Annotated in this window: 18 protein-coding genes; 14 read left to right on the forward strand and 4 right to left on the reverse strand. The window is 73.3% G+C overall.

The genetic code is table 11. The features are described from left to right. Positions 1 to 131: 131 nt before the first annotated feature. The 5 genes from ACGFYQ_RS24025 to sucD all read left to right on the forward strand — a co-directional run bounded on the left by ACGFYQ_RS24025 (position 132) and on the right by sucD (position 7540). A complete protein-coding gene (locus tag ACGFYQ_RS24025; RefSeq protein WP_393747044.1) occupies positions 132 to 1238 on the forward strand; it encodes an AAA family ATPase in 1107 nt (368 codons plus the stop codon). Beyond that, the gene (locus tag ACGFYQ_RS24030) at positions 1235 to 3502 is read left to right on the forward strand and encodes a DUF5682 family protein (RefSeq protein WP_393747046.1); all 2268 of its coding nucleotides are present in this window, start codon (positions 1235 to 1237) and stop codon (positions 3500 to 3502) included. Before ACGFYQ_RS24025 ends, ACGFYQ_RS24030 begins: the two co-directional genes overlap by 4 nt. Positions 3503 to 3988: 486 nt before the next feature. Continuing rightward, complete coding sequence (locus tag ACGFYQ_RS24035; protein ID WP_393747048.1) at positions 3989 to 5170, forward strand: VWA domain-containing protein; 1182 nt, start codon at positions 3989 to 3991, stop codon at positions 5168 to 5170. Positions 5171 to 5449: 279 nt separating this feature from the next. Next, a complete protein-coding gene (sucC, locus tag ACGFYQ_RS24040; protein WP_030290619.1) occupies positions 5450 to 6628 on the forward strand; it encodes an ADP-forming succinate--CoA ligase subunit beta in 1179 nt (392 codons plus the stop codon). Between the two features lie 21 nt (positions 6629 to 6649). Continuing rightward, on the forward strand, positions 6650 to 7540 hold the full coding sequence (sucD, locus tag ACGFYQ_RS24045; RefSeq protein ID WP_393747050.1) for a succinate--CoA ligase subunit alpha: 891 nt from the start codon (positions 6650 to 6652) through the stop codon (positions 7538 to 7540). A 68-nt stretch (positions 7541 to 7608) separates the two neighbouring features. Here the strand turns inward: sucD and ACGFYQ_RS24050 are convergent, their stop codons facing one another. Beyond that, the gene (locus ACGFYQ_RS24050) at positions 7609 to 9411 is read right to left on the reverse strand and encodes a helix-turn-helix domain-containing protein (RefSeq protein ID WP_393747052.1); all 1803 of its coding nucleotides are present in this window, start codon (positions 9409 to 9411) and stop codon (positions 7609 to 7611) included. 119 nt (positions 9412 to 9530) lie between these two features. Between ACGFYQ_RS24050 and ACGFYQ_RS24055 the strand changes: the two genes are divergently transcribed. After that, positions 9531 to 11348, forward strand: a complete 1818-nt coding sequence (locus ACGFYQ_RS24055; RefSeq protein ID WP_393747054.1) for a DUF6350 family protein — start codon at positions 9531 to 9533, stop codon at positions 11346 to 11348. Between the two features lie 641 nt (positions 11349 to 11989). Here ACGFYQ_RS24055 and ACGFYQ_RS24060 read toward each other — a convergent pair. Next, positions 11990 to 12580, reverse strand: a complete 591-nt coding sequence (locus tag ACGFYQ_RS24060; protein WP_393747056.1) for a hypothetical protein — start codon at positions 12578 to 12580, stop codon at positions 11990 to 11992. 225 nt (positions 12581 to 12805) lie between these two features. On the opposite strand from ACGFYQ_RS24060, the gene purN reads away from it, so the two are divergent. Then, positions 12806 to 13429, forward strand: coding sequence for a phosphoribosylglycinamide formyltransferase (gene purN, locus ACGFYQ_RS24065; RefSeq protein ID WP_393747058.1), 624 nt, complete (start codon positions 12806 to 12808; stop codon positions 13427 to 13429). Then, positions 13426 to 15009 (forward strand): bifunctional phosphoribosylaminoimidazolecarboxamide formyltransferase/IMP cyclohydrolase, encoded by a 1584-nt coding sequence (purH, locus tag ACGFYQ_RS24070; RefSeq protein ID WP_393747060.1) that lies wholly within the window; start codon positions 13426 to 13428, stop codon positions 15007 to 15009. Before purN ends, purH begins: the two co-directional genes overlap by 4 nt. Positions 15010 to 15093: 84 nt before the next feature. Here the strand turns inward: purH and ACGFYQ_RS24075 are convergent, their stop codons facing one another. Next, positions 15094 to 15708: a hypothetical protein gene (locus tag ACGFYQ_RS24075; RefSeq protein ID WP_393747062.1), complete on the reverse strand. Its 615-nt coding sequence runs from the start codon at positions 15706 to 15708 to the stop codon at positions 15094 to 15096. 243 nt (positions 15709 to 15951) lie between these two features. Between ACGFYQ_RS24075 and ACGFYQ_RS24080 the strand changes: the two genes are divergently transcribed. From ACGFYQ_RS24080 to ACGFYQ_RS24105, 6 genes are all read left to right on the forward strand, one after another. After that, entirely contained in the window at positions 15952 to 16812 is an 861-nt protein-coding gene (locus ACGFYQ_RS24080; protein WP_393747064.1) for a bifunctional methylenetetrahydrofolate dehydrogenase/methenyltetrahydrofolate cyclohydrolase, read from the forward strand. Then, positions 16802 to 17248, forward strand: coding sequence for a DUF3017 domain-containing protein (locus ACGFYQ_RS24085; protein ID WP_393747066.1), 447 nt, complete (start codon positions 16802 to 16804; stop codon positions 17246 to 17248). The genes ACGFYQ_RS24080 and ACGFYQ_RS24085 overlap by 11 nt, the downstream gene beginning before the upstream one ends. Before the next feature lie 209 nt (positions 17249 to 17457). Continuing rightward, entirely contained in the window at positions 17458 to 18447 is a 990-nt protein-coding gene (locus ACGFYQ_RS24090; RefSeq protein WP_362405644.1) for a malate dehydrogenase, read from the forward strand. Positions 18448 to 18569: 122 nt separating this feature from the next. Next, a complete protein-coding gene (locus ACGFYQ_RS24095; RefSeq protein ID WP_393747069.1) occupies positions 18570 to 20327 on the forward strand; it encodes a hypothetical protein in 1758 nt (585 codons plus the stop codon). Beyond that, positions 20317 to 20694 carry a hypothetical protein gene (locus tag ACGFYQ_RS24100; protein WP_393747071.1) on the forward strand — a complete coding sequence of 126 codons (378 nt, stop codon included), beginning with the start codon at positions 20317 to 20319 and terminating at the stop codon, positions 20692 to 20694. Before ACGFYQ_RS24095 ends, ACGFYQ_RS24100 begins: the two co-directional genes overlap by 11 nt. A gap of 2 nt (positions 20695 to 20696) precedes the next feature. Next, entirely contained in the window at positions 20697 to 21782 is a 1086-nt protein-coding gene (locus ACGFYQ_RS24105; protein WP_393747073.1) for a hypothetical protein, read from the forward strand. Positions 21783 to 21790: 8 nt separating this feature from the next. On the opposite strand, the gene ACGFYQ_RS24110 is transcribed toward ACGFYQ_RS24105, so the two are convergent. Further along, positions 21791 to 22276, reverse strand: coding sequence for a carboxymuconolactone decarboxylase family protein (locus ACGFYQ_RS24110; RefSeq protein ID WP_362405632.1), 486 nt, complete (start codon positions 22274 to 22276; stop codon positions 21791 to 21793). Positions 22277 to 22292 lie beyond the last annotated feature (16 nt).

Genomic DNA, 22292 nt, shown 5'->3' on the forward strand with positions numbered 1-22292 from the left:
AACCACCGTACGGACCCCCACTGACAATTGCTCTGACCTGCAACAACGCCTCGAACAAGGCTCGTTGTCAGTGGCGTGGTGCACCGTGGACACAGCAGTCGGGAGCGGCTGCCGAGCATTGGAGGGGGACCATGACCATGCCCGAGGACACCCGGCACGCCGAGGCGCTGCGACCGCATGCCGAAGACGCCTTCGCACACGAACTGAAAGCCCTCGCGGCCGCCGACGACCGGCCCCGGCCGGCCCGCTGGAAGCTCTCCCCCTGGGCCGTGGCCACGTACCTGCAGGGCGGCACGCTCGCGGACGGCACGGTCATCACGCCCAAGTACGTCGGGCCGCGCCGCATCGTCGAAGTGGCCGTCACCACCCTGGCCACCGACCGCGCCCTGCTCCTCCTCGGCGTCCCCGGCACCGCCAAGACCTGGGTCTCCGAACACCTCGCCGCCGCCGTCAGCGGAGACTCCACCCTCCTCGTCCAGGGCACGGCCGGAACCCCCGAGGAGGCCATCCGCTACGGATGGAACTACGCCCGCCTCCTCGCCCACGGCCCCAGCCGTGAGGCCCTCGTCCCCAGCCCCGTCATGCGGGCCATGGCCGACGGCATGACCGCCCGCGTCGAGGAGCTCACCCGCATCCCCGCCGACGTCCAGGACACCCTCATCACCGTCCTGTCCGAGAAGACCCTCCCGATACCGGAACTCGGCGAAGAGGTGCAGGCCGTGCGGGGCTTCAACCTCATCGCCACCGCCAACGACCGCGACCGCGGGGTCAACGAACTCTCCAGCGCGCTGCGCCGGCGCTTCAACACCGTCGTCCTGCCGCTGCCGGCCACCGCCGACGCCGAGGTCGACATCGTCGCCCGCCGCGTCGACCAGATGGGCCGCTCCCTCGACCTGCCGGCCGCGCCCGAGGGCCTGGAGGAGATCCGCCGCGTCGTCACCGTCTTCCGCGAGCTGCGCGACGGAGTCACCGACGACGGCCGGACGAAGGTGAAGTCGCCCAGCGGCACCCTGTCCACCGCCGAAGCCATCTCCGTCGTCACCGGCGGCCTGGCCCTGGCCGCCCACTTCGGGGACGGCGTGCTGCGCCCCTCCGACGTGGCCGCAGGAATCCTCGGCGCCGTCGTCCGGGACCCGGCCGCCGACAAGGTCGTCTGGCAGGAGTACCTGGAGGCCGTGGTCCGCGAGCGGGACGGCTGGAAGGACTTCTACCGCGCCTGCCGGGAGGTGACGGTATGAGCCCACTGCTGCTGGGCGTACGGCACCACGGGCCCGGCTCGGCCCGCGCCGTGCGGGCCGCCCTCGACGCGGCCCGGCCGCCCGCCGTGCTCATCGAAGGGCCGCCCGAGGGGGACGCGCTGCTCGGCCTCGCCGCCGACCCAGGGATGCGGCCGCCCGTGGCGCTGCTCGCGCACGCCGCGGACGACCCCGGCCGGGCCGCGTTCTGGCCGCTCGCCGAGTTCTCCCCGGAGTGGGTCGCGATCCGCTGGGCGCAGGAGGCCGGCGTACCGGTGCGGTTCATGGACCTCCCCGCCGCGCACTCGCTGGCCGCGCGGGAGGAGGGCGAGGAGCCGGACACCGCCAGGCCGGACCCGCTCGCGGTGCTGGCCGGGACCGCTGGGTACGACGACCCCGAGCGCTGGTGGGAGGACGTGGTCGAGCACCGGGATTCCGGGGCCGTCCGGGATCCGCTGGCCGCGTTCGAGGCGCTCGGGGAGGCCATGGGCGCCCTGCGCGAGGCGTACGGGGACGGCGGCCACGGGCGCGACCTCGTGCGCGAGGCGTACATGCGGCAGCGGATGCGGGCGGCCCGCCGGGAGTTCGGCGACGCGTACGCCGTGGTGTGCGGGGCCTGGCACGTCCCGGCGCTGCGCGCGAAGACCACCGCGGCGGCCGACAAGGCGCTCCTCACCGGCCTGCCCAAGGTGAAGGTGGAGACCACCTGGGTGCCCTGGACCCACCGCCGGCTGGCCCGGGCCGGCGGGTACGGAGCGGGCATCGCCTCGCCCGGCTGGTACGCGCACCTCTTCGCCGTCCGGGACCGGCCCGTGGAGCGGTGGCTGACCAAGGTCGCGGGGCTGCTGAGGGAGGAGGACCGGCAGGTCTCCTCCGCCCACGTCATCGAGGCGGTCCGGCTGGCGCAGACCCTGGCCGCGATGCGGGGGCGGCCGCTGCCCGGGCTGACGGAGACCCTCGAAGCGGTCCGGGCGGTGATGTGCGACGGCTCCGACATACCGCTCGCGCTGATCGAGGACCGGCTGGTCGTCGGGGACGTGCTCGGCGAGGTCCCGGACACGGCGCCCGTTGTACCGCTGCAGCGCGACCTGACCCGGCGGCAGCGTTCCCTGCGGCTCAAGCCCGAGGCGCAGGACCGCGAGCTGGAGCTCGACCTGCGCAAGGACACCGACGCGGCGAAGTCCCTGCTGCTGCACCGGCTGCGGCTGCTCGGCATCGACTGGGGCATACCCACCGCCTCCCGGGGCGCGACCGGCACCTTCCGGGAGACCTGGCGGCTCTGCTGGGAGCCGGAGCTGTCGGTGCGGGTGGCCGAGGCCGGGATCTGGGGAACCACCGTCCCCGCGGCGGCCACCGCCAAGGCCGAGGCCGACGCGGCCGCGGCCGAGGAGCTGGGCGAGGTCACGGCACTGGCCGAGCGGTGCCTGCTGGCCGGGCTGTCCGAGGCGTTGCCCGCCGTGCTGCGGGCGCTCGCCGACCGGGCGGCGCTGGACACCGATGTGGCGCGCCTGGCCAAGGCCCTGCCCGCGCTGGCCCGTTCGCTGCGGTACGGGGACGTCCGGGACACCGACGCGGCGGCCCTCGGCACGGTCGCGGCCGGGCTCGCGGAACGGATATGCGTGGCGCTGCCGCCGGCCTGCACGGCCGGGCTGGACGCCGACGCGGCGGCGGAGCTGCGGGGCCATGTGGACGGGGTGCACGGAGCGGTCGGGTTGCTGGCGGACGCGGACGAGGGGCTGCGCGATCGCTGGTCCGCGGTGCTGCGGACGCTTGCCGGCCGGGAGTCCGTGCAGGGCCTGATCCGCGGCCGCGCGGCCCGGCTGCTGCTCGACGACGGACGGCTCCCGGCCGGGGAGACGGCCCGGCTGATGGGGCTCGCGCTGTCCCCGGCGGCCTCTCCGGCCGACGCGGCGGGCTGGATCGAGGGCTTCGCCGGCGGGAGTTCGGGCGGGGGCACGCTGCTGGTCCACGACGACCAGTTGCTGGGCCTGATCGACGCGTGGCTGACGGGGGTGCCGGAGCGGGCGTTCACCGACGTGCTGCCGCTGCTGCGGCGGACGTTCGGGGCGTACGAGCCGGGGGTCAAGCGGACCCTGGGTGAGCTGGTCCGCCGCGGTGCCGGTGGTGCCGGTGGTGCCGTGGTCATGGTGGGCTCGGCCCCCGCGGGGTTCGGGCCGGACCTGGATCCGGTCCGGGCCGACGCGGTGGTGGACCTGGTCCGGATGCTCCTCGGCGGGGCGCCGGCCGACGGGGTGGCGGCGGCCTGAGGGTGCGGCGCCGTTGCCGGGGGCGCGGCCCCCGGACCCCCACGCCTCAAGCGCCGGCGGGGCTCAAAGATCGGGGCTCTGCCCCGGACCCCGCGCCTCAAACGCCGGCGGGGCTGGGTTGGGCTTGGTGGGGCCGGTTGAGCGCCGGCTGGGTTGAGCCCGGCGGGGCTGGGTTGGGTCTGGCGGGGCTGGTTGAGCGCGGGGCTGGGTTGGGTCTGGCGGGGCTGGTTGAGCGCGGGGCTGGGTTGGGTCTGGCGGGGCTGGTTGAGCGCAGGGCTGGGTTGGGTCTGGCGGGGCTGGTTGAGCGCGGGGCTGGGTTGGGTCTGGCGGGGCTGGTTGAGCGCGGGGCCGGGTTGGGCTTGGCGGGGCTGGTTGAGCGCAGGGCTGGGTTGAGCCTGGCACGGCTGGTTGGGCCCGGGGCTGGGTTGAGCCCGGCGGGGCCGGGGCGGGGTTAGGGACGACACGACGAGTGGAGGGGACAGGGAGATGACCGTTACGGACATGCCCGGGGGAGCCGACGCGGGGGAACGGCTGCGGCGGTGGCGGATGGTGCTCGGTGGGGGTGAGGGTGACGGGACCGGATGTGCGCTGGGCGGGCGGGACGCGGCCATGGATGCCGCGCTCGGCGCGCTGTACGACGGAGACGGGTCGGGACGCGCGGGGGGCTCCCGCAAGGCGTCCGGGGCGCGCTCGGCCGGCCTCGGCGGATCCGCGCCGAACGTGGCCCGCTGGCTCGGGGACATCCGTACGTACTTCCCCAGCTCGGTGGTCCAGGTCATGCAGCGCGACGCGATCGAGCGGCTCGGCCTGTCCGCCCTGCTGCTGGAGCCGGAGATGCTGGAGGCCGTCGAGCCCGACGTGCACCTGGTCGGCACCCTGCTCTCCCTGAACAAGGCGATGCCCGACACGACGAAGGAGACGGCCCGGGCCGTGGTCCGCAAGGTGGTCGAGCAGCTGGAGAAGAAGCTCGCGGCACGGACGCGGGCGACCCTCACCGGCGCCCTCGACCGCTCCGCCCGGACCAGCCGCCCCCGTCACCACGACATCGACTGGAACCGCACGATCCGGGCCAACCTCAAGAACTACCTGCCCGAGTACCGCACCGTCGTCCCCGAAAGGCTGATCGGCTACGGCCGGGCGGCCCAGTCGGTGAAGAAGGAGGTGATCCTCTGCATCGACCAGTCGGGTTCGATGGCCGCGTCCGTCGTCTACGCCTCCGTGTTCGGGGCGGTGCTGGCCTCGATGCGCTCGATCGCGACCCGGCTCGTCGTCTTCGACACCGCCGTCGTGGACCTCACCGACCAGCTCGACGATCCGGTCGACGTCCTGTTCGGCACGCAGCTCGGCGGCGGCACCGACATCAACCGCGCCCTCGCCTACTGCCAGTCGAAGATCACCCGTCCCGCCGACACCGTCGTCGTCCTGATCAGTGATCTCTACGAGGGCGGCATACGCAACGAGATGCTCAAGCGGGTCGCCGCGATGAAGGCGGCGGGCGTCGAGTTCGTGACCCTTCTGGCCCTGTCCGACGAGGGCGCCCCGGCCTACGACCGCGAGCACGCCGCCGCCCTTGCGGCGCTGGGCGCGCCCGCCTTCGCCTGCACCCCCGACCTGTTCCCGGAGGTGATGGCCGCGGCCCTGGAGAAGCGGCCCCTGCCGGTGCCGTGACCGGTCGTGCGTGGATCACGGGGGAATCGGCAGATCACACGAAGTTCCAGCTCAACCGTGAGGGGATCTGTGACAGGTATCACCGCTCAGGTGTGATCTGCGATTTAGGGACCTACGTCCCACGGGGATAACCTGCGGGACGGACATGCCGCGTCCACGGTCACCGTGTGCGCCTTCCTTGTGACAGCGCCGTCACGTTGCCCTCCGCGGCACGCCCACGCAGATAGCAGACAACCGCGAATCACTGCGAATCTTTAAAAAGACAAGGGACGGACGCGCGTGGACCTGTTCGAGTACCAGGCGAGGGACCTCTTCGCCAAGCACGGTGTACCGGTGCTGGCCGGTGAAGTCATCGACACGCCTGAGGCGGCTCGCGAGGCCACCGAGCGGCTGGGCGGCAAGTCGGTCGTCAAGGCGCAGGTGAAGGTCGGCGGCCGCGGCAAGGCCGGCGGCGTGAAGCTGGCCGCCACCCCGGACGAGGCCGTCGCCCGGGCGACGGACATCCTCGGCATGGACATCAAGGGCCACACGGTCCACAAGGTGATGATCGCCGAGACGGCCCCCGAGATCCTCGAGGAGTACTACGTCTCGTACCTCCTCGACCGCACCAACCGCACCTTCCTGGCCATGGCCTCGGTCGCGGGTGGCATGGACATCGAGCAGGTCGCGGAAGAGACCCCCGAGAAGCTCGCCAAGGTCCCGGTGAACGCCAACGAGGGCGTGACCATCGAGAAGGCCCGCGAGATCGTCGCCCTGGCGCAGTTCCCGGCCGAGGTCGCCGAGAAGGTGGCCGAGGTCCTGGTGACCCTGTGGGCGACCTTCATCGCCGAGGACGCGCTCCTCGTCGAGGTCAACCCGCTCGCGAAGGTCGCCTCCGGCGACGTCATCGCGCTCGACGGCAAGGTCTCGCTCGACGAGAACGCCGAGTTCCGTCAGCCGGGCCACGAGGAGTTCGTGGACCACGCGGCCGCGAACCCGCTCGAGGCCGCTGCCAAGGCGAAGAACCTCAACTACGTCAAGCTCGACGGTGAGGTCGGCATCATCGGCAACGGCGCGGGTCTCGTCATGAGCACCCTCGACGTCGTCGCGTACGCCGGCGAGAACCACGGCGGCGTCAAGCCCGCCAACTTCCTGGACATCGGCGGTGGCGCCTCCGCCGCCGTCATGGCCAACGGTCTCGAGATCATCCTCGGCGACCCGGACGTCAAGTCCGTCTTCGTCAACGTCTTCGGTGGCATCACCGCGTGCGACGAGGTCGCCAACGGCATCGTCCAGGCGCTGGCCCTGCTGGAGGAGAAGGGCGAGGCGGTCACCAAGCCGCTCGTCGTCCGTCTCGACGGCAACAACGCCGAGCTGGGTCGCAAGATCCTCTCGGACGCCAACCACCCGCTGGTCCAGCGCGTGGACACCATGGACGGCGCGGCCGACAAGGCCGCCGAGCTCGCGGCTGCGAAGTAAGGGCAGAGGTCACAGACTCACATGGCTATCTTCCTCAACAAGGACAGCAAGGTCATCGTCCAGGGCATGACCGGTGCCACGGGCATGAAGCACACCAAGCTGATGCTGGCTGACGGCACCAACATCGTCGGCGGCGTGAACCCGCGCAAGGCCGGCACCACCGTCGACTTCGACGGCACCGAGGTCCCGGTCTTCGGCTCCGTCGCCGAGGCGATGGAGAAGACGGGCGCCAACGTCTCCGTCCTCTTCGTCCCGCCGGCCTTCGCCAAGGCCGCCGTCGTCGAGGCCATCGACGCCGAGATCCCGCTGGCCGTCGTCATCACCGAGGGCATTGCGGTGCACGACTCCGCCGCCTTCTGGTCGTACGCGACCTCCAAGGGCAACAAGACGCGGATCATCGGCCCGAACTGCCCGGGTCTGATCACCCCCGGCCAGTCCAACGCCGGCATCATCCCGGGCGACATCACCAAGCCCGGCCGCATCGGTCTCGTGTCCAAGTCCGGCACGCTGACCTACCAGATGATGTACGAGCTCCGTGACATCGGCTTCTCCTCGGCCGTCGGCATCGGTGGCGACCCGGTCATCGGCACCACGCACATCGACGCCCTGGAGGCGTTCGAGGCGGACCCCGACACCGACCTGATCGTCATGATCGGCGAGATCGGCGGCGACGCCGAGGAGCGTGCGGCGGACTACATCGCCAAGCACGTCACCAAGCCGGTCGTCGGCTACGTCGCGGGCTTCACCGCCCCCGAGGGCAAGACCATGGGCCACGCGGGTGCCATCGTCTCCGGTTCTTCTGGCACCGCACAGGCCAAGAAGGAGGCCCTCGAGGCCGCCGGCGTGAAGGTCGGCAAGACGCCGACCGAGACCGCGCAGCTGGCTCGCGCGATCCTGAACGCCGCGCAGTAGCAGTCGCAGCAGTACGTGTGTACGGGCGTGGCCCGCACCCTTCCCGGGTGCGGGCCACGCCCGTTTTCTCATTCGACGCGCGGGGCGAGGCGGGCGGGACCGGCGGCCGGGTCCGCGCGCAGCTTGTCGTGGAGCTGCCTGCTCTGCTCGGTGATCCGCTGGGGACCGCTGAGCGGGGGTACTCCCGAGACGTTCGCGCCGGGGGCGATCGGCGGCTGGTAGTGGGTGGGCGCGGTCGCCGCGGTGTACGCGGTCGCGACCGCGATCACCGAGGTCATGCCGAGGGCGGCGCGGGTCCACAGCCGGGTACGCCGCTCCGCGCGGCCGCGTACGAGGGCCGCGGGGCGCGGTGCGAGCCGTACCGCCGGAGTCAGCGTGGAGAGCAGGTCGTGCAGCAGCACGGGCTGTTTCTCGGGCGGTACGTCGGCCAGTTCGGGGACCCGGTCGGCGAGGTACCCGTGCGCGTCGAGCAGCCGGCCGCCGGCGGTGGGGGTGCTGGCCTCGGTCTCGGCGGCGGTGTCGGGGAGGTCGAGGCCGACGCCGTCGTAGAGCACGACGGTACGGCGGTGGGCGACGGGGAGTGTGAGCAGGGCGTCGAGGAGGATCCGGTCGGCGGGCTCGGCGGGGGGCTTGTCGGGATACCGGTGCGCGCGGCGCAGCTGGTGCCAGGGGGAGAGGGCGTACTCGTACGCGACCGCGCGCACCCAGCCCACCGGGTCCGGATCGGTGGCCACGTCCGGCCACTGCCGCCAGGCCTGGCGGAAGGCCCGCTCCACGGCCTCTTGGGCGAGGTCCGGCCGGCCGGTGAGCAGGTAGGCCTGGTGGATGAGGTCGGGGGCGGCGTGGGCGTAGAGGGCGTCGAAAGCCGCCTCGGCCTGACCTGCCGGTGGCTGCGCGGGGGTGCGGGGCGCATCCGGGTCGGCGACGCCGCCGGGCTCGGTGGACCGGGCCGTTCCAGTGGCTGCTGCGGCTCCGTCGGGAGCGGGGCTCCCCGGCGCGTCGGGGGCTGCGAGGGTGCGGGCGGCACCGGCGGGCACGGCGGACCCGTCTGCCGGAGCCGGCTCCGGGTCGGTGCCGCAGCCGGGCTCGGTGAACCGGGCCGTTCCAGTGGCTTCCGCGGCTCCGCCGAGGGCGGGGCTCCCCGGCGACTCGGGGACTCCGGGGGTTCCGGCCGCACCGGCGGGCACGGCCGACCCGTCTGCCGGAGCCGGCGCGGCGGAGCCGGCGGGCCTGGCCGCATCCGCCGAATGGGCAGCCCTGGAGCTCCTGTCGGTCCCGGCCGAGCCGGGGGTGCCGGGGCCGGTCGCCTGCGGTGTTGCCCGGCCGGTTCGGGCGCCCGCGTCGCTTGCGTCGGGCGCGACGAGCCCTTGCCGGGCTTCGGCGCCGGCCCGTTCGGCTCCGATCGCTCCGACGGCCGGGTCGGTCGCGGCACCCGCGGGCGCGGACGGGCCGGCCTCGACGAGTTCCTGCCCGGCTTCGGTGACGGGCCGTTCGGTTCCGACCGCTTCCGGGGCGCGGGCTGCCGCGGGCGTCGCGTCGGCCTCGACGAGCCTCTGCCCGGCTTCGGCCACGGCCGTTTCCGGGGCGGGACCGGTCGCGTCGGCCGCGGGTGACGGCGGGTCAGGGTCGGCCGGGGCCGGGGTCTCGGACTCCGGCGGCTCCGACAGGTCCGTCAGGAACTTCGCGTACGCCTCGCGTGTGCGCCCGCGCGGTTCCGTGCGGCCCGTCTCCCAGGAGCGCACCGTGGTCACGGTGACGCCCACGGCCGCCGCGACCTGTTCGTGCGTCAGGTCCGCCGCTTCGCGCAGTCTGCGGCGTTCCTCCGGGGAGGGGAGGCTCAGCTCCGAGTTCGTCTCGACGCTTTGTGTCATGCCACGCTCCCCGCGACCCGACCGCTCTGGGCGAAAAAGTACATAAACGTATATTGGGCGACACCACGGACATTCGCCTGTTACCCGCCCATAGCGCGTGTCGTTGGCACCATGGCGGGGTGACCCAAGTGACCGAACGCGGGACCCCGTTGTCCGCGGCTCCGCGAACCGTCCGGCGGCGCCGCTCCCCGGCGGCGGCCGCATGCGTGGTGGGCGGCGCCGTGGCGGCCGGACTCGGGCTCGGCTTCCTCGCCGTGCTCGTCACCGTGCTGTGGATCAGCTCCCCCTATCCCGACAGCGGCCCCGGCGGGGCCCTGCACCTCGCCGCCGGGCTGTGGCTGCTCGCCCACGGGACGGAACTGGTGCGGTACGAGACGCTGTCCGGCGTGCCCGCGCCCGTCGGCCTGACCCCCCTGCTGCTCGTCGCGCTGCCCGTGCTGCTCATGCGGCGGGCCGCGCGGCTGGGGAGCGCCTCAGAGGAGGAGGGGGAGGAGGTGCTGCCGGCCGGCGCCGTCTTCTCGGCCGTGCTCTGCGGCTATCTGGCCGTCGGGGCCCTCGCCACGGTGTACGCGGCGGGCGGGCCCATGCCGGCCGACCCGATGAGCGCGGCCTGGCACGTCCCGATGGTCGCCGTGCTCGCCGCCGCCGGTGGGGTGTGGGCGGTCCGGGGGCGGCCGGTCCGGCCGTTGCCGTCGTGGGTGCCAGGGGGTGTACGGAGGGCGGTCGCGCGCCCCCGTTACGCGGTGGCGCTCCGGGCCGGGGCGGGCGGGGCGCTCGTCCTGCTGGGCGGTGGCGTGCTGCTCGTCGGCGGCTCGCTCGCGTGGCACGGTGCGGAGGTCCAGGGGACCTTCCTGGGGCTGACCGGGGTGTGGTCGGGCCGCTTCGCGGTGCTGCTGCTGGCGCTCGCGCTGATCCCGAACGCCATGGTGTGGGGCGCGGCCTATGCGCTCGGGCCCGGGTTCGTGCTCGGCGCCGGTGTGACCGCCACGCCGCTCGGGTTCACGGGTGCGCCCGCGCTGCCCCGGTTCCCGCTGCTGGCGGCGCTGCCGCCCGAGGGGCCCGGGACGCCGCTGACGTGGGCGGTCGCCGGGGTGCCGGTGGTGGCCGGGCTGGCGGTGGGGTGGTTCGCGGTACGCCGGGCGCGCGAGGTCTCGTACGGGGAGACCGCGCTCACGGCCGCGCTGGGCGCATTGGTGTGCGGGCTGGCCATGGCCGGGCTCGCGGCGGCCTCGGCGGGGCCGCTGGGGTCGCGGGCGCTGGCCGACTTCGGGCCGGTGTGGTGGGCGGTGGGGGCGGCGGCCTTCGCGTGGACGCTGGTGCTGGCCGTGCCGGTGGCGGTGGGGGTGCAGGCGTGGCGGACGCGGCCGGCCAGGTCCGCGGTGGCGGTGGCGGGGGCGGTGGAGGACGGGTGGCACGACAGTGGCGTGCGGGAGGTTCGGTGGGAGGCGCTGCGGCGGGCCGCGGGCGCGCTGGTCCCTGACATGTCGGCCCCGTCGGCTGCGCCGGGCGCGGCTCCGGCCGCAGTCCCGGTTCCGGTGCAGGAGCCTGCCGCGGCCGCAGCTCCGGCTTCGGCTTCGGCTCCGGCCGCAGTCCCGGTTCCGGTGCAGGAGCCTGCCCCGGCCGCAGCCCCCGATTCGGCCCCGGCCGCAGCCCATGCCCCGGCCGCAGCCCCGGTTCTGGTGCAGGAGCCTGCCGCGGCCCCGGCCGCGGCTCCGGCTTCGGCCCCGGCCGCAACCCAGGCCCCGAGTCCGGCCGCAGCCCGGGCCCCCGTCCCGGTGCGGCCGCACCGGCCGGTGACCGTGGTGCCCGGGCTGAGCCTGGACCTGAGTCCGATCCTGATCCCGGCGAAGTCGGCCGAGGCTCCGGCTGCTGCTCCGCCGTTGGCTCCGCCGGTGGGGGGTGCGCGTGTCCTGGCCCGCCGGAAGCCGCCGTCTTAGCGTGTGCGGCGCCGCTGCCGGGGGCCAGCCCCCGGACCCCCGCGCCTCAAGCGCCGGCGAGGCTGAAGATGGGGGCTCCGCCCCCGTGCCCCGCGCCTCAAGCGCCGGCGAGGCTGAAGATGGGGGCTCCGCCCCCGTGCCCCGCGCCTCAAGCGCCGGCGAGGCTGGAGGTGCCCTCGGGTGGGCCCGGGCTGAAAGATTGGGGCTCCGCCCCCGTGCCCCGCGCCTCAAACGCCGGCGGGGCTGAAGATGGGGGCTCCGCCCCCGGGCCCCCGCGCCTCAAACGCCGGCGAGGCTGAGGGTGCCCCCGGGTGGGGCCGGGCTGAAAGTTCGGGGCTCCGCCCCGCGCCCCGCACCTCAAACGCCGGCGGGGCTGAAGATGGGGGCTCCGCCCCGTGCCCCGCGCCTCAAGCGCCGGCGGGGCTGAGGGTGCCCCCGGGTGGGGCCGGGCTGAAAGTTCGGGGCTCCGCCCCGCGCCCCGCGCCTCAAACGCCGGCGGGGCTGAAGATGGGGCTCTGTCCCCGGGCCCCCGGGCCCCCGGGCCCCCGCACCTCAAACGCCGGCGAGGCTGAAGATGGGGGCTCCGCCCCCGGGCCCCCGCGCCTCAAGCGGTGGCGGGGCTGAGGGTGCCCCGGGTGGGGCTACTGGCGGACCTTCAGGACGTCGCCCACGAAGTTGTTCGGGAGGAGCGTGTTGCACTGGAGTTCCGCCGCGTTCGTCAGGGCGTCGTCGCGGCAGACGTAGAAGTCCTTGTACGCCAGCTGCAAGGCGTACGAGCTCATCGCCAGCAGGATCGCCAGTGACGCCGTGACCAGGCCGCTCACCGCCGCCGTGCGCTGGGGGCGGGCCGCCTCGCCCAGGGCCGCCAGGCCGCCCGGGGCCGGGGTGCCGCTCTGGCCGGGCTGCGCCGTCGCCGGCTTGCCGCGCAGGGCGCTGATGCCCCAGTACAGGGCGAGGGCCCCCAGCAGCAGTCCCACCGACGGGATGCCGAAGATCCCGAAGAAGAAGCCCCACATGCCGGCCAGCAGCGCGTACCGGGCGCGGCGCTGGATCGGGTCCGTCGGGTCCCAGCGCGCCGGGCCGCCCCGGCCCTCGGATTCCGGCCGGCCGTTGCCGTCCTCGCCGCCGTCGCCACCGCCGCGCGGCTGCCACGGCTGGTCGGGCCGGCCTTCCGGGGGAGCCGCGAACGGGTTGTCGTCGGTGGGGGAGTCGGGCTGACGGCGGTCCGGCATCGGGTGTGTTACTTCCCCTGTGTCAAGGACGTCACGACGACGTCGATTCGGCTTGTAAGCAGACGCTACCCCTCGGCCGTCCCCCCGTCCCTCGGGGGCCGTCCGGTGTGCCGGTATCGTTGCAGGCGGTCGGTTGCTTCGTATGGTCCCCCGTATATCGGTACCCCGAAGTTTCGTATGACCATACAAAGACGAACACCGCATTCCCGTGAGAAAGGGCCTCCCATGGCCGCCTCCCGCCTGGTCGTGCTGGTATCCGGTTCCGGCACCAACCTCCAGGCCCTGCTCGACGCCATCGACGCCCACCCCGGCGGACCCGAGGGCTTCGGTGCCGAAGTCGTCGCCGTGGGGGCCGACCGCGAGAACATCGTCGGCCTGGAGCGCGCCGAGAAGGCGGGGATCCCCACCTTCGTGTGCCCGGTCAAGGCCTACGGGAGCCGCGAGGAGTGGGACACCGCCCTCACGGAGGCGACCGACGCCCACGCTCCGGACCTCGTCGTGTCCGCCGGTTTCATGAAGATCGTCGGCAAGGCGTTCATCGACCGCTTCGGCGGCCGGTTCATCAACACCCACCCCGCCCTCCTCCCCGCCTTCCCGGGCGCCCACGGCGTACGGGACGCGCTCGGCTACGGGGCGAAGGTCACCGGCTGCACGGTCCACTTCGTGGACTCCGGCGTGGACACCGGTCCGATCATCGCCCAGGGTGTCGTCGAGATCCGGGACGAGGACGACGAAGCCGCTCTCCATGAGCGCATCAAGGAAGTCGAGCGACAGCTGCTCGTCGACGTCGTGGGGCGCCTGGCCCGACACGGCTACCGCATTGAGGGACGAAAGGTAACAATCCAGTGACCGCCGTAGAGAGCAACGACCCGACCACGACCCAGCGGCCGATCCGGCGTGCGCTCGTCAGTGTCTACGACAAGACGGGACTGGAAGAGCTGGCCCGCGGGCTGCACGGGGCGGGCGTCGCGCTCGTCTCCACCGGCTCCACCGCCTCGAAGATCGCCGCCGCCGGGGTGCCCGTCACCAAGGTCGAGGAGCTGACCGGCTTCCCCGAGTGCCTGGACGGGCGGGTCAAGACCCTGCACCCGCGCGTGCACGCCGGCATCCTCGCCGACCTGCGCCTGGAGGACCACCGCAACCAGCTCGCCGAGCTGGGCGTCGAGCCCTTCGACCTGGTGATCGTCAACCTGTACCCCTTCCGGGAGACCGTCGCCTCGGGCGCCACCCCCGACGAGTGCGTCGAGCAGATCGACATCGGCGGCCCCTCCATGGTCCGCGCCGCCGCCAAGAACCACCCCTCCGTCGCGGTCGTGACCAGCCCCGAGCGCTACGCCGCCGTCCTCGCGGCGGCGCAGGGCGGCGGCTTCGACCTCACCGCGCGCAAGCGGCTGGCGGCCGAGGCCTTCCAGCACACCGCCGCGTACGACGTGGCCGTGGCCTCCTGGTTCACGAACGCGTACGCCCCGGAGCCGGAGGCCGTGCTGCCCGAGTTCCTGGCCGGCGCCTGGGAGCGCAAGTCGACCCTGCGCTACGGCGAGAACCCGCACCAGGCCGCCGCCCTCTACACGGACGGCCAGCCGGGCGGGCTCGCCAACGCCGAGCAGCTGCACGGCAAGGAGATGTCCTTCAACAACTACGTGGACACCGAGGCCGCCCGCCGGGCCGCCTATGACCACGAAGAGCCCTGCGTCGCGATCATCAAGCACGCCAACCCGTGCGGTATCGCCGTCGGCACTGACGTCGCCGCCGCCCACCGCAAGGCGCACGCCTGCGACCCGCTGTCGGCCTTCGGCGGCGTCATCGCCGTCAACCGCCCGGTGACCGTCGAGCTCGCCGAGCAGGTCGCCGAGATCTTCACCGAGGTCATCGCCGCCCCCGCCTACGAGGACGGCGCGGTCGAGATCCTGGCCAAGAAGAAGAACATCCGCGTCCTGAAGGTGGACGGGCACCCGCACCAGCCGGGCGACCTCAAGCCGATCTCCGGCGGCGTACTGCTCCAGCAGTCGGACGTCTTCCAGGCCGAGGGCGACGACCCGGCCAACTGGACCCTCGCCACCGGCGACGCGCTTTCCGAGGCCGAGCTCGCCGAGCTCGCCTTCGCGTGGAAGGCCTGCCGGGCCGTCAAGTCCAATGCGATCCTGCTCGCCAAGGACGGCGCCTCGGTCGGCGTCGGCATGGGCCAGGTCAACCGCGTCGACTCGGCGAAGCTCGCCGTCGAGCGGGCCGGCTCCGAGCGCGCGCAGGGCTCGTACGCCGCCTCCGACGCCTTCTTCCCCTTCCCGGACGGGCTGGAGATCCTCACGGCCGCCGGTATCAAGGCCGTGGTCCAGCCGGGCGGTTCGGTCCGCGACGAGCTGGTCGTCGAGGCCGCCAAGAAGGCCGGCGTGACGATGTACTTCACCGGGACCCGGCACTTCTTCCACTGAGCCGGCCGGCTGACGACAACGGCGAAGGCCGCGACCCGCAGCAGTGCGCGGGTCGCGGCCTTCGCCGTACGTGTCGTACCAGGATCAGAAGCGCGGGCGCTTGAACCAGGCGGAGCCGGGGGCGGTGACCATCGCGGCGAGGATCAGGGCGCCGATGGCCAGGCTGATGACGCCGCCGGCGGCACCCGAGCCACCGTTGGCGGAGGTGTTGGCGAAGTTGAAGAAGCTGCCGAGGATGGACAGCGAGGCGTAGACGATCGTCGTGATGCGGACGCCGTTGCCGCCCTTGGCGAACTTGGCGCCGAGGACGATGGCCAGCACGCCGATGGCGAGCAGGAAGAGGCCGAGGGCGATCACCACGCCGCCGGCCACGGCGCCGGCGGTGCCGGTGTCCGTGGAGGACAGCGCGGCGCCACCGAGGAGCGCGAGGAGGCCGATGATGAGCTGAAGGCCGCCGACGACGAAGAGGAGGACGCGCGCGGTCTTGACCAGACCCGGCATCTCCATGGGCGCGCCCGGGTAGCCGCCGGGGCCGCCGGGGTAGCCCGGGTAGCCCTGCGGGGCCTGCTGCTGCGGGTAGGCGTAGCCGCCCTGCGGCGGGACGCCCTGGGGCGCCTGCTGCGGGTAGCCGTAGCCCGGCTGGCCCTGCGGGGCCTGGGGCTGCTGTCCGTACGGGTTGTTCGGGTCGCCGAAGCTCATCTTGGGGTGTTCCTCCGTGGAAGTGCGGGGACGCACGGCACGCACGGAGGAAAGCTCTGTTCTACGGTCCGCCCCCCGGCACTGCCCGCGGCACTCTTTTCCGGTCATCGTCATCCGAGACGACTGAACTTGTCCAGCCGGTTCCCGCCCGGGCGGTGACTTGTTGTGCAAGTGCAATGAACCGCGCGCGTCCGTAAGCGCCTTGACTGGAACCAGGGGCACTCCATCCGGGAGGATGGGTACATGACCGCCCAGATTCTCGATGGCAAGGCCACCGCAGCCGCGATCAAGTCCGAACTGACCGCCCGCGTGGCGGCCCTGAAGGCCCGGGGCATCACCCCCGGCCTCGGCACCCTGCTGGTCGGTGACGATCCGGGCAGCCGCTGGTACGTCAACGGCAAGCACAAGGACTGCGCCGAGGTCGGCATCGCCTCCATCCAGCGCGAACTGCCCGCGACGGCCTCCCAGGAGGACATCGAGGAGGTCGTACGGGAACTCAACGCCAATCCGGAGTGCACGGGCTACATCGTCCAACTGCCGCTCCCCAAGGGCGTCGACACCAACCGGGTCCTGGAGCTGATGGACCCGTTGAAGGACGCCGACGGCCTGCACCCCATGTCACTCGGCCGGCTGGTCCTGAACGAGCCGGGCCCGCTGCCCTGCACCCCGTACGGGATCGTCGAACTGCTGCGCCACCACGGCGTCGGGATCAACGGGGCGCACGTCGTCGTCCTCGGCCGCGGCATCACCGTCGGGCGCTCGATCGGCCTGCTGCTGACCCGCAAGTCCGAGAACGCCACCGTGACGCTCTGCCACACCGGTACCCGCGACCTCTCGGGGCTGCTGCGCCAGGCGGACATCGTCGTCGCCGCGGCCGGCGTCCCGCACCTGGTCAAGCCGGAGGACGTGAAGCCGGGCGCGGCCGTGCTCGACGTCGGCGTCAGCCGCGACGAGAGCGGGAAGATCGTCGGCGACGTGCACCCCGGTGTCGCCGAGGTGGCCGGCTGGATCTCCCCGAACCCCGGCGGTGTCGGCCCGATGACCCGGGCCCAGCTCCTCGTCAACGTCGTCGAGGCGGCGGAACGGGCCGGCAGTGCGGGCTGAGCGGGGCGACGAGAGCGCGACGCCGGCGGCCGAGGCGCCCAGATCCCGCCGTTTCCCGTCCGTCACCCGGGACACCGCCCGCCCGGAGGGCAGCGGCCGGGCCGTCCCCGGGGCCGTGTCCACGCCCGCCCGTCAGTGGCCGATGCTCAGCGTGCTCACCGCGACCGCGGCGGGCCTGCTGGCCACGGCGACAGGGCATCCGCGGGTCGGCTGCCTGGCCATCGGCCTGGCGCTGATCGCGGCCTCGGTGCTGCGGCGCGTACTGCCCTCGGTGGGCATGCTCGCGGTGCGCTCCCGGTTCACGGACATGGTCACGTACGGGATCCTGGGCGTGGCGATCACGCTGCTCGCGCTGGTGATGCAGCCCAGCCCGCCCGGCAAGCCGTGGCTGGAGGTCCCGTTCCTGGAGACGGCGGTCCGCTTCACCGTGCGCTGACCTTCCGCTTCACCGTCCGCGGACCGGCCGGGCGGCCGGCGCCGGGGGCCGGATCCACCTGGTGGACCAGCCCCCATGGAGACCGGCCGCCCCAGGGTCCGATAGCCTGACGGCGGATGTCTCTTCACGTCAAGATTTACTGGGGAGCGGCGTCCTCCAGCACATGGGGCAGGGACGCCCCGACCGCCAGCTGTCTAACGGAGAAGGCCATGACCCGCACTCCCGTGAATGTCACCGTCACCGGCGCCGCAGGCCAGATCGGCTACGCGCTGCTCTTCCGCATCGCGTCCGGCCACCTGCTCGGCGCGGACGTGCCGGTCAAGCTCCGTCTTCTGGAGATCCCCCAGGGCATGAAGGCCGCCGAGGGCACCGCCATGGAGCTCGACGACTGCGCCTTCCCGCTGCTCAAGGGCATCGACATCTTCGACGACCCGAACCAGGGCTTCGAGGGTGCCAACGTCGCGCTGCTCGTCGGCGCCCGCCCGCGCACCAAGGGCATGGAGCGCGGCGACCTGCTCTCCGCCAACGGCGGCATCTTCAAGCCGCAGGGCAAGGCCATCAACGACCACGCCGCGGACGACATCAAGGTCCTCGTCGTGGGCAACCCGGCCAACACCAACGCGCTCATCGCGCAGGCCGCCGCCCCGGACGTACCGGCCGAGCGCTTCACCGCGATGACCCGCCTGGACCACAACCGCGCGATCTCGCAGCTCGCGCAGAAGACCGGCGCCGACGTCTCCGACATCAAGCGCCTGACCATCTGGGGCAACCACTCGGCCACCCAGTACCCGGACATCTTCCACGCGGAGATCGCCGGCAAGAACGCCGCCGAGGTCGTCAGCGACGAGCTGTGGCTCGCCGAGACCTTCATCCCGACCGTCGCCAAGCGCGGCGCCGCGATCATCGAGGCCCGTGGCGCGTCCTCGGCCGCCTCGGCCGCCAACGCCGCCATCGACCACGTGCACACCTGGGTCAACGGCACCGCCGCGGGCGACTGGACCTCGATGGGCATCCCGTCGGACGGCTCCTACGGCGTCCCGGAGGGCATCATCTCCTCCTTCCCCGTCACCACCAAGGACGGCAAGTACGAGATCGTCCAGGGCCTGGACATCAACGAGTTCTCCCGCGCCCGCATCGACGCCTCCGTGCAGGAGCTCGTCGAGGAGCGCGACGCGGTCCGTGAGCTCGGCCTCATCTGATCACCGCTCCACCGCTTGAAAGGCCCCGGCGCCCAGTGCGCCGGGGCCTTTTGGCGTGATCCGCCCTGTCCGGGGCCCGCCCGGCCCCGTACGTTTTCCTCCCACACCTGAGGGGGGACTCGGTGAGCGGCACCATTCCGGACGGCAGAGCGCCCGTACACCCGTCGCAGACGGAGGCCGGACGGCTGCTGTGCGCCGGCGTCCATCTCGACACCGCGTACCGCGATCGGGTGATCGACGAGCTGTACGTCCACGAGGAACGCTTCACCGCGCCCTCCTACGGATTCGACGCCGCGCGCGTCCTCGCCCACGCCCTGCGCGCCCGGCGCATCGAAATGGCCTGGGCGGTGGCGGTGGTGGCGGTCTGGGCCCTCGGGCTGCTGCTGCTCCAGACCTTCACCGTCTTCCTGATCGTCCCCGCGCTCCTGCTCAGCGGTGCCGGTCAGATCAAGCGGCACCGTGACCGGACCGGCCGCGGCAGCCGCATCGTCGAGTACATCCTGCGCGGGTACGCCGTCTGGATGCTCGGCAACGTCCTCTGGGGCGTGGCGGCCGGTTTCGCCGACGGCAACCTGGGGCCGCTGCGCTTCTCGGACGCGGGCTGGTTCTTCCCGTACGTCGGCGAGGTGATCGCGCGGAACCCGCTCGGCATCTTCCTGGAGTGGCCGCGGATGGGGCAGATCCACGCGGAGGCCTACTCCTGGGTCGCCATACTCGTCTTCCTCCTGCTCACGACCGTCGCCGGGCTCCAGCGGGGGCACTTCGCCCGGGTCCTGCACTCCTCGCTCGACCGGGAGCACTACGCCGCCGGGGCGGGAGACCTGCTGGTGACGGGCCGGCGCTTCGGCCGGGCCCGCGCGCGGATCCAGCGGATCCAGCACGCGCCCCTGGTCATGTACGACGTGGACAACCCGTTCTGCGGCGCGGGCCAGGCCTACCTGCCGTGGCAGCTGGCCGTCGAACTGCGCCCGCGCGGCGACGGCGAGGCGGACGAGCTGGACAACGCGCAGATCGTGGACCGGATCCGGCCACGCCTGGAGGCCCTGCGCATCCCGTCGCCGCACGGCTCCGAGGACGCGGAGGCCTCCGTACTGGACCGGCTGCGTGAACTGGTCATCGACGAGTGCGTGTTCCTGCCGGCTGACGGGCTGCCCGACGTCGACTCCCTGGACCTGTCCGCGAAGGCGTTCGCCGAACACCGCGCCAGCGCCATCGAGGAGGGCGGCGAGCGCCGCCGGCACTTCCTGCGCGTTCGGGTCGGCGGCTGGGACGAGAACCTCGTCATCACCGTCTTCATCCGCGTCCACACCCAGGGCGGGATGCTGATGCTGGAGGTGGCCCCGCACGTGCTGCTGCCCGTTCGGCCGGACTTCCAGCGGGCCGACGACACCGCCCAGCGGCAGCGGCGCAACACCACCTTCGCCAAGGTGGTCTGGGCGGTCGTGAACGGTGCGGGCGCTCTCGGTCCGGCGCTGCTCGCCCTGGTGCGCGCGCTGCGCATCCCGTGGCGGATGGCGACCGCGGGGCACGGCGTGGCGATCCCGGCCGGGCCGGCCGTCTCCGTACGCGAACTCGCCGCGCAGAGCGATGCCTCGCTGTTCCAGCTGATGGACCTGGACCGGTACCTGAAGACGATCCAGGACCGGATCGTCGGCGGGGTGACCCTGGCCCTGCACGAGGCGGGCTGGCACACCGAGGAGTTCGCGGAGCGGGCCGTCAACGTCGCCGAGGGCGCGGTCTTCATCCAGTCGGTGCGCGACAGCGCCTTCGGCATCGGCGGAGTGAGCCACAACAGCGCCACCCGCCACGGGTCCTCCGACCCGGACGACGACAAGGACAAGCGCACGAGGTCGGGCAAGAGGAGAAGCAGTGGCAACTAGCGGCGGAGAACAGCCGGCGGTGCGGATCGGTGACGTCCACGGCAGCAGCTTCAGCATCGGCGGCACCCACAACACCAACAGCACCGTCCACCACGGCGGTACGGAGGCCGCGGCGCCGGGCGCCGAGGAACTGCTGGAGGCCGTACGGGAGCTGCGCGCGGCCCTGGTACGGCTGCCCCGCAGCCCCGAACGGGCGGCGCTGGACGGCGAACTGGACGAGGTCGCGGGGGAGCTGGAGGCGGGCGGGGAGGTCCGCCCGGGCCTGCCGGCCAGGCTGCGCGGGGCGCTGGAGCGGTGGGCCCCGCTGGTGGACACGGTGAGCGCGGCGACCGCCCTGGGCGCCCTGCTGACCTCGCTGGGAGGCTGAGCGTGGCCACGGGGGAGGGCGGCGTCCGCTGGAATCCGCGGTCGCAGCGGTGGGAACGGACGGAGCGGACGGAGCCGGCCGAGTGGGTCCGGCCGGCCGAGCCGAGCGAGCGGGCGCAGCCGAGCGAGCGGACCGACCGGACCGGGCCGAGCGATCCGGCCGAGCGGCCCGGCCCGGCCGAGCGGCCCGATCCGGCCGAGCGGCCCCAGCAGGCCGGCGGGCCCGAGCAGGCCGGCGGGCACGAGCGGGCCGGCCGGGCCGAACAGGCCGAGCGGACCAAGCCGAGCGAGTGGACCGGGCCGGCCGGCCGGGCCGCCCCCGCCGACCGGACCCGGCCGGGCCCGGCCCCGGCCCCCGGGCCGCCGCAGTGGCCGTCGTATCCGCCGTCGCCGCCCTCGTACGCGCCGGGCATGCCGTCGGCGCCGGGGTGGCGGGCACAGGGTCCGGCGGCGCCGCCCCCCGCGCGGCGCCGACGGACCCTGGTGGCGGTGACCCTCGGCGTGGCCGTGGTCGGCGCGGCCGCCGTCGGCGGGTGGCTCTACCTGGGCCAGCGGGACTCCGGCTCCGGCCCCGGCGGCCCGGGCGCGGAGGGAACCGCGACCCCGACCGCCACCTCCGGCCCGACCCCCACCTCGACCTCGTCCACCGGGCCCTCCGGATACGCGTGGGTGCGCGAAACGGCGTCCGGCTTCTCGGTCGCCGTTCCCACGGGCTGGACGGCCGACCGCGCCGAGCCGGCCGCCGGCACGTTGTACCGGTCCGGCGATCAGAGCGCGCTGCTCCAGATCTTCCGGGCCACCCAGGACACCATGACGGCCTGCGAGGTCCTGGGCGACTCCACCAAGGAGCTGGGCAGGAAACCCGGCTACCGGGAGATCTCCCGGGATCCGGTGGACGGCTCCGGCTGCGAGCTGGTCTTCGAGTACACCGATCCGGCCGTGTCCGCCCCGCCCAACCGCGCCGTCGAACGGCTCCTCGTCGCCGCCGACCGCAGCCGGTGGGTGATCATGATCAACGGCCCCGCCGGCGACGAGGAGCTGACCCGCACGTACCTCACGGCGGCCGTCCAGTCCTTCCAGCCGCTCTGATCGGCCGATCAGCCCTTGTTGTACATGCCGGGCGTGTAGTGCCCCGGCACCATGCGGGTGGTGACGCCGATGCGGTTCCAGACGTTGATCGTCGAGATGACGGCGATCAGCTGGGCCAGCTCGCGCTCCTCGAAGTGCTTCGCGGCCTTCTCGTACACCTCGTCGGGCACGAAGCCGTCCGTCAGGACCGTGACCGCCTCGGTGAACTCGATCGCGGCGAGCTCCTTCTCGGTGTAGAAGTGCCGCGACTCCTCCCAGGCGGTGAGCTGCACGATCCGCTCGACGCTCTCGCCGGCGGCGATCGCGTCCTTGGAGTGCATGTCCAGACAGAAGGCGCAGTGGTTGAGCTGCGAGGCCCGGATCTTGACGAGCTCGACCAGAGCCGGGTCCAGGCCCTTCTTGGCGGCGATCTCCAGGGCCAGGACCGCCTTGTAGACCTCGGGGGCGGCCTTCGCCATGTTCATACGGGGAGTGTGTTCGTGTGCGTTCGTCATGTGATCAACCGTAGGG

This window comes from Streptomyces sp. NPDC048258 (genome assembly GCF_043201995.1).
Taxonomy (GTDB): Bacteria; Actinomycetota; Actinomycetes; order Streptomycetales; family Streptomycetaceae; genus Streptomyces.

Coding starts and splice junctions, on each gene's coding strand:
- ACGFYQ_RS24025 (WP_393747044.1), top strand. CDS start 132: ATGACCATGCCCGAGGACACCCGGCACGCCGAGGCGCTGCGACCGCAT.
- ACGFYQ_RS24030 (WP_393747046.1), top strand. CDS start 1,235: ATGAGCCCACTGCTGCTGGGCGTACGGCACCACGGGCCCGGCTCGGCC.
- ACGFYQ_RS24035 (WP_393747048.1), top strand. CDS start 3,989: ATGACCGTTACGGACATGCCCGGGGGAGCCGACGCGGGGGAACGGCTG.
- sucD (WP_393747050.1), top strand. CDS start 6,650: ATGGCTATCTTCCTCAACAAGGACAGCAAGGTCATCGTCCAGGGCATG.
- ACGFYQ_RS24050 (WP_393747052.1), bottom strand. CDS start 9,411: ATGACACAAAGCGTCGAGACGAACTCGGAGCTGAGCCTCCCCTCCCCG.
- ACGFYQ_RS24060 (WP_393747056.1), bottom strand. CDS start 12,580: ATGCCGGACCGCCGTCAGCCCGACTCCCCCACCGACGACAACCCGTTC.
- purN (WP_393747058.1), top strand. CDS start 12,806: ATGGCCGCCTCCCGCCTGGTCGTGCTGGTATCCGGTTCCGGCACCAAC.
- ACGFYQ_RS24075 (WP_393747062.1), bottom strand. CDS start 15,708: ATGAGCTTCGGCGACCCGAACAACCCGTACGGACAGCAGCCCCAGGCC.
- ACGFYQ_RS24080 (WP_393747064.1), top strand. CDS start 15,952: ATGACCGCCCAGATTCTCGATGGCAAGGCCACCGCAGCCGCGATCAAG.
- ACGFYQ_RS24090 (WP_362405644.1), top strand. CDS start 17,458: ATGACCCGCACTCCCGTGAATGTCACCGTCACCGGCGCCGCAGGCCAG.
- ACGFYQ_RS24110 (WP_362405632.1), bottom strand. CDS start 22,276: ATGACGAACGCACACGAACACACTCCCCGTATGAACATGGCGAAGGCC.